This window comes from Candidatus Methylomirabilota bacterium, assembly GCA_036005065.1.
Taxonomy (GTDB): domain Bacteria; phylum Methylomirabilota; class Methylomirabilia; order Rokubacteriales; family DASRDR01; genus DASYQW01.
The window spans coordinates 1-5176 of the sequence record DASYQW010000111.1 but is presented as its reverse complement, the minus strand read 5'-3'; the positions used below and the strand labels follow the sequence as shown (position 1 = coordinate 5176).

The window sequence follows — 5176 nt, the reverse complement described above, 5'->3', positions numbered from 1 at the left end:
GCGACGATCGAGGGAACCCTGCACGCCAACGCAGGCGCGGGCCGCGTCTTCGAGTACCGGGCGGCCGGACAGCAAGGGTCGGCCCTCCTCTTCGAGGGCCGGGTCATGCACGCGGTGATCCTCTGAGGTCATTTCGGGGGGTCTCGGAAGACCCCCCCGATGCCCCCCCTAACGGCGCGCCGCAAGACGTCGCGGGGCTGGGGCCCCGCCGTCCGAGGCGCGCGAACCCAAAGTTGCGGCGGCGAAGCCGCCGCTCGGAGCACTCCTCGATGCGCCACGCGCTCGCTGGCCGGCGCCGGCTTACTCCGACACGCCGCTAGGCTATGGGAGGGGGCCTCGACGGCCCCGGCTAGCAGCCGTCCGGGGGGCTTGCCAGGAGGACGTAGCCGCCGCGGGTGTCGAGTGGCCGGAGTCCCGCCAGCGCCGGCGGAAGGCGATCCACGGAGGCTCGGGGCACGAGGACGAGAAGCCGGCCCGGCGCGGCGGCCAGGGTGGCGATCCATATCCGGTCATGGACGCCGACGAACGTGACGGGCCGGCGCGCGTAAAAGATCAGGCTCGGCCGGTACGGTCCGACGGCGACGAGCCGGTCGCAGGGGCGAGCGAGGCGCGCCGCGGTCCGGATGAGCTCGCCGGCCGGGTTCAGGAACTCGGTGCTGAATCCCGGGAACACGACGTGAAGGCCGACGACGAGGAGTGCCGTGGTCAGGATGGCCAGGCTCGAGAAGAGCCGGGCGGCGTCGCGCAGGGCGGCGGTCGCCCCGATCGCCAGGGCGAGCATTCCGAGCACGTAGACGCTCGGCGGGAGGCTCGCGCCCGCGTCCGCCGGATAGGCCGGCGCCAGCAGGCGCGCGACCGTGGAGCCCATGAGGCCCGCCGCGATGATCCCGCCGCCCAGGCCGACGCCGAGCGCCGCGAGGAGTCCCCGGGCGAGCCGCGGCACCCCGGCAGGCCACGCCGCGGCGACGAGGAGCGCGGCGGCGGGAAAGAGGGGCGCCACGTAGTGCGGGAGCCGGCTCGGGACGAGCGAGAACAGGGCGAGCCCCGCGACGAACCAGGCTGCCGTGAAGACCGTCGCTGCGCCCGCCCGATCCGCCGCGGCCCGGGCGCGGGCGCCCCGGAGAGCGCCGACGAGCGCGCCCGGCAGGAAGGCGCTCCAGGGGAAGAAGCCGATCAGCAGCACCGGAACATAGAAGAGCACGGTTCCGCCCGGCCCGGTCACGGTGCGGAGGACGCGTCCCACGGTCTCCCCCCGCGCCCGCGCCAGATAGACCCCGCCGTGCGTCCACAGCATCGCGCCGTACCACGGTCCCCCCACCGCGAGGAGGAGCACGAGGCCCCACGCCGGCCGGGCTTCCCGCCAGACGCGCCGCCATCCGCCGGCGAGCGCCAGGTAGGCCGCGATCCCGAGGACCGGCACCAGGACGCCCACCGGTCCCTTGGTCAGCAGGCCGAGGCCCAACGCCGCATACGTCGCCACGTACCACCGGCCGCGCGGAGGTTCGCCGTGAAAGGCGCGAAAAAAGGCGAAGCCGGCGGCGGTCGTGCAGACGACGAGGACCGCGTCGGTGAGCGCCATGCGGGCGATCGCCACCACCTCGATGCTCAGCAGCAGGACGAGCGCGGCGCGGAAGGCGATCGCGGACCCGAAGACCCAGCGGGCGAATGCGTACTGGATCGCCACCAGGGCGGCCCCGGCGATGGCGGACGGGAGCCGGGCGGCGGCCTCGGTGGCGCCCAGCGCCGCGTAGGCGGCGGCCATCAGCCAGTAGACGAGCGCCGGCTTCACGAAGCGAGGGAAGTAGTTCAGGGCGGGCGTGACCCAGGATCGCAGCTCGAGCATCTCGCGGGCCGCCTCGGCGTTGGCGCCCTCGTCGCGGTCCGTCAGCGCCGTCGCCCCGAGCCCGGCGAAGAGGAGGACGGCGACGAGGCCGAGCAGGACGAGGAGGTGTCGCCGCGCGCTCACGGCGGAGATTGTACCTGCAATGCCGAACCGCCTGCCTCCGGCACGGCGCCGCTTCTTGACGACCCCTGAGCCAGGGGCTAGGCTTGGCCCAGTCTGAGTCCCCGAAGCAGGATGGTGAAAGGACGATCATCGTGAGCGAGAGAAGATATCGACAGCAGGGCTATCAGCAAAAGCCGGGCGAGCGGCGCGACAAGAATGAGCGGCCGGCGCCGGCCAGCCCTTCCCGGACGCTGGGCAGCCGGGCCGTATCGCGATGCGCGGAATGCGGAGGCGTGCTCCCGCCGGGGATCGATGCCCTCGGCCGGTGTCCCGGATGCGGGGCGGCGCTGCACGCGTGTAAGCAGTGTGCCCACTTCGACCCGGGCCGCCGCTTCGAGTGCACCGAGACCATTCCCGAGCGCATCTCCGACAAGGTCGCGCGCAACGAGTGCCCGTCCTTCTCGCTCCGCGTCGTGGTCGAGCGCGACGTCTCTTCCGGTTCGGTCCGCCCGGACGACGCGCGGCGCGCCTTCGACAGTCTCTTCAAGAAGCCACGGCCGTAGGGGAGACAAGGAGAGATGGCGATGGCCATCACGCGCAGGGCTTTCCACACGACGATGCTCGGTGCCGGCGCCGCGGCGCTCGGGGGCGGTCTGTCGCCAACTCTCGAGGCCCAGGAGCGCGAGCTGGTGATCATCACCTACGGCGGAAAGCTCCAGGAGCCGCACCGCTGGCTGGCGGACCGGATGGAGAAGCGGCATCAGGGTCTCAAGATCCGCCTGGTCCCCAGCGAGTCCCAGGACGTCGTGGCCCAGATCAAGGCGGCCCAGGGCGTGAGCCCCTACGACGCCATGCCGAACGACGAGCCGCCGCACCTCATCGGGATCAAGGAGGGCTACATCCAGAAGGTCAGGCCGGAGCGGATTCCGAACATCGCGAACGCGTACCCGGAGTTCGCCCGGAAGAGCCAGGGCTACGGGGTTCCCGCGACGTACTCCCTCATCGGGCTGGCCTACAACACGCAGCTCGTCAAGACGCCGCCCCGGAGCTGGCTGGACCTCTGGCGGCCCGAGTACCGGGGCCTGGTGGGCATCCCGCGGGCCTCTTCGAACCTGGGGCTCGGCTTCCTCGCGATCGTCGCCAAGCTTCACGGGGGCGCCGAGGATCGGCTCGAGCCGGCGTTCTCAAAGGCCAAGGAGCTTCGGCCCGTCGTCGGCCGGAGCCCCAGCATCCTGACGCAGCTCGTGGAGCGCGCCGAGATCGGGATCGCGCCGCTCTGGAACAACGGGGCGGCCACGCTCGCCGACAAGGGGATGCCGATCCGCTTCGTCAAGCCCGACCCGGGCCCGGTCGCCGTCATCTCGTTCTTCTCGGAGATCACCGGCACCCGCTACCCGGACCTCGTCGCCGACTGGCTGAACGGAATCCTCGGCGTCGACTATCAGGCCATGGCCGCCGATCGGCCGTACTACTTCGGACCCACCGTGAAGGGGGTCGCCGTGCCCGAGGCCGCCAAGCCGTACACGCCGGCGACACCGGAGGAGGTCCTGCAGCTCCAGACGATCGACTGGACGAAGATCGCCCCGGTACGCGGGCAGATCGTCGAGCGCTTCGACCGCGAGTTCGCATCGTGACGGAGGCCCGTCCCGCGGGGCGGCCACCCGCCGCGGACGGCGAGCCGATGCTGGCCGACATCCGGCGCCAGCCGGAGTGCCTCCGGCGTCTCCTGGGTCGGGCCGGCGAGCTGGGCCGGCTGGGGGCGACCCACCTGGCCCCGGGGCCGGGGGGCGCCGTGTACGCGGTCGGGTGCGGCGACGGCTGGTTCGCGGCGCGCGCCCTGACCCTGGCGCTCGGGCGGGGCGCCGGGCTTCCCTACCGCGCGGCCAGCGCCCTCGACTTCGTCGTGTACGAGGCGGAGCGCCTCACGGCCGCCGACCGGGTTGTCGCCGTCTCCATGTCGGGCGACGTGGACCGGACCGTCGAGGCGTGGGAGGCGGCCCTCGCGCGCGGCGCCGGTGGCGTCGCGCTCACCAACGGGACCGGCGGCCGGCTCGGGGCGCTCGCGCCGGTCCGAGTCTCGCTCGAGCTGCCCGAGCTGGCCCCCTTTCTCTGCGGCACCGCGACGTACACGGCGACACTCCTCGCGCTCGCCCTGCTGCTGGATGGGGCGGCCGGGAATCGGCCGGGCGAGCCTCCGTGGCGCGTCGCGGAGTCACCCCTTCGCGAGGCCGTGACTCGGCTGCCGGCTGTGATCGAGGCGGTCGGGGGCGCCATCCGTGATCTGGTCGCCGCGGTCGTGGGGCGCGGGCTCGGCGGGGTCCGGTTCCTGGCGGCCGGGCCGCACGTCGCCACGGCCGACTACGGCGCGGCCAAGCTGGTCGAGCTGACCCGCGTCCCGGCCTGGAGCGACGACGTCGAGGAGTTCGCCCACCGCCAGTTCTGGTCGGCCGATCCCCGGGACCTCGTCGTGTACCTGGCCCCGAATGCCCGGACGGCCCGGCAGGCTGCCGAGGGCGCCGATGCCCTCGCCGAACTGGGTTTCACGACGGTCGCGATCGAGACGGCGGGGACCCCGGTCCCGAGCGCGGCGCACCGGCTCTGCCTTCCTTCGATGCCGGAGTGGCTGGCCCTCCTCGTGATGCCGGTGCCGCTCCAGCTCCTCGGCTACCACCTGGCGCGCGCGACCGGGCTCGACCCGAACACCCGGGCCCACCTCCGCGACGACGCGGCCCGGTTCCGGGTGAGCCGCAAGCTCACGCGACGCTCGCTCGTCGGCACGGGGCGGTAGGAGTGTGCCAAGCGTGAGGAGTGTCGCCAGGCTCGAGATTTTCCGCTCCGAGCGCCGGCTTCGCCGGCGCAACCCTCCTCCAGGCGAGGTCCGGAAGGGGGGCGGAGTCCCCCTCCGGGGCCTAGCGGTGTGTCGGAGTAACCAGTCGCCGATCATCGAGCGCGTGGTGCATCGAGGAGAGCTCCGAGCGGCGGCTTCGCCGCCGCAACTTTGGGTTCGCGCGCCTCGGACGGCGGGGCCCCAGCCCCGCGACGTCCTGCGGCGCGCCGTTAGGGGAGGCATCGGGGGGGTCTTCCGAGACCCCCCCGAGAGGACCTAGAATGGGGTCGGGCGGCGGCCCGGCCGTCCTCGTCGTCGGCTACCTCTCGCTCGACGAGATCACCGCGGGCGCGCGAACGGTCCCCGACGTCGCCGGGGGAGCGGCGCTCTACGCAGCCCTCGGC

At 73.3% G+C, this 5176-nt stretch carries 4 protein-coding genes; 3 read left to right on the top strand and 1 reads right to left on the bottom strand.

The window, feature by feature from the left end; translation table 11 throughout:
- Positions 1–349: 349 nt before the first annotated feature.
- Positions 350–1966 carry a glycosyltransferase family 39 protein gene (locus VGW35_08240; protein HEV8307645.1) on the bottom strand — a complete coding sequence of 539 codons (1617 nt, stop codon included), beginning with the start codon at positions 1964–1966 and terminating at the stop codon, positions 350–352.
- 131 nt (positions 1967–2097) lie between these two features.
- Here VGW35_08240 and VGW35_08235 point away from each other — a divergent pair, with 131 nt between their 5' ends.
- From VGW35_08235 to VGW35_08225, 3 genes are read left to right on the top strand one after another with little or no spacing between them, the layout of a single operon-like run.
- The gene (locus VGW35_08235; protein HEV8307644.1) at positions 2098–2508 is read left to right on the top strand and encodes a hypothetical protein; all 411 of its coding nucleotides are present in this window, start codon (positions 2098–2100) and stop codon (positions 2506–2508) included.
- Positions 2509–2529: 21 nt separating this feature from the next.
- Entirely contained in the window at positions 2530–3579 is a 1050-nt protein-coding gene (locus tag VGW35_08230; GenBank protein ID HEV8307643.1) for an extracellular solute-binding protein, read from the top strand.
- A 47-nt stretch (positions 3580–3626) separates the two neighbouring features.
- On the top strand, positions 3627–4733 hold the full coding sequence (locus tag VGW35_08225) for an SIS domain-containing protein (protein ID HEV8307642.1): 1107 nt from the start codon (positions 3627–3629) through the stop codon (positions 4731–4733).
- The last annotated feature ends 443 nt before the right edge of the window (positions 4734–5176 follow it).

Bases quoted from the DNA above. Each gene is read 5' to 3' on its own strand.
- VGW35_08230 (HEV8307643.1), top strand. From the start codon at position 2,530: ATGGCCATCACGCGCAGGGCTTTCCACACGACGATGCTCGGTGCCGGC.
- VGW35_08225 (HEV8307642.1), top strand. From the start codon at position 3,627: ATGCTGGCCGACATCCGGCGCCAGCCGGAGTGCCTCCGGCGTCTCCTG.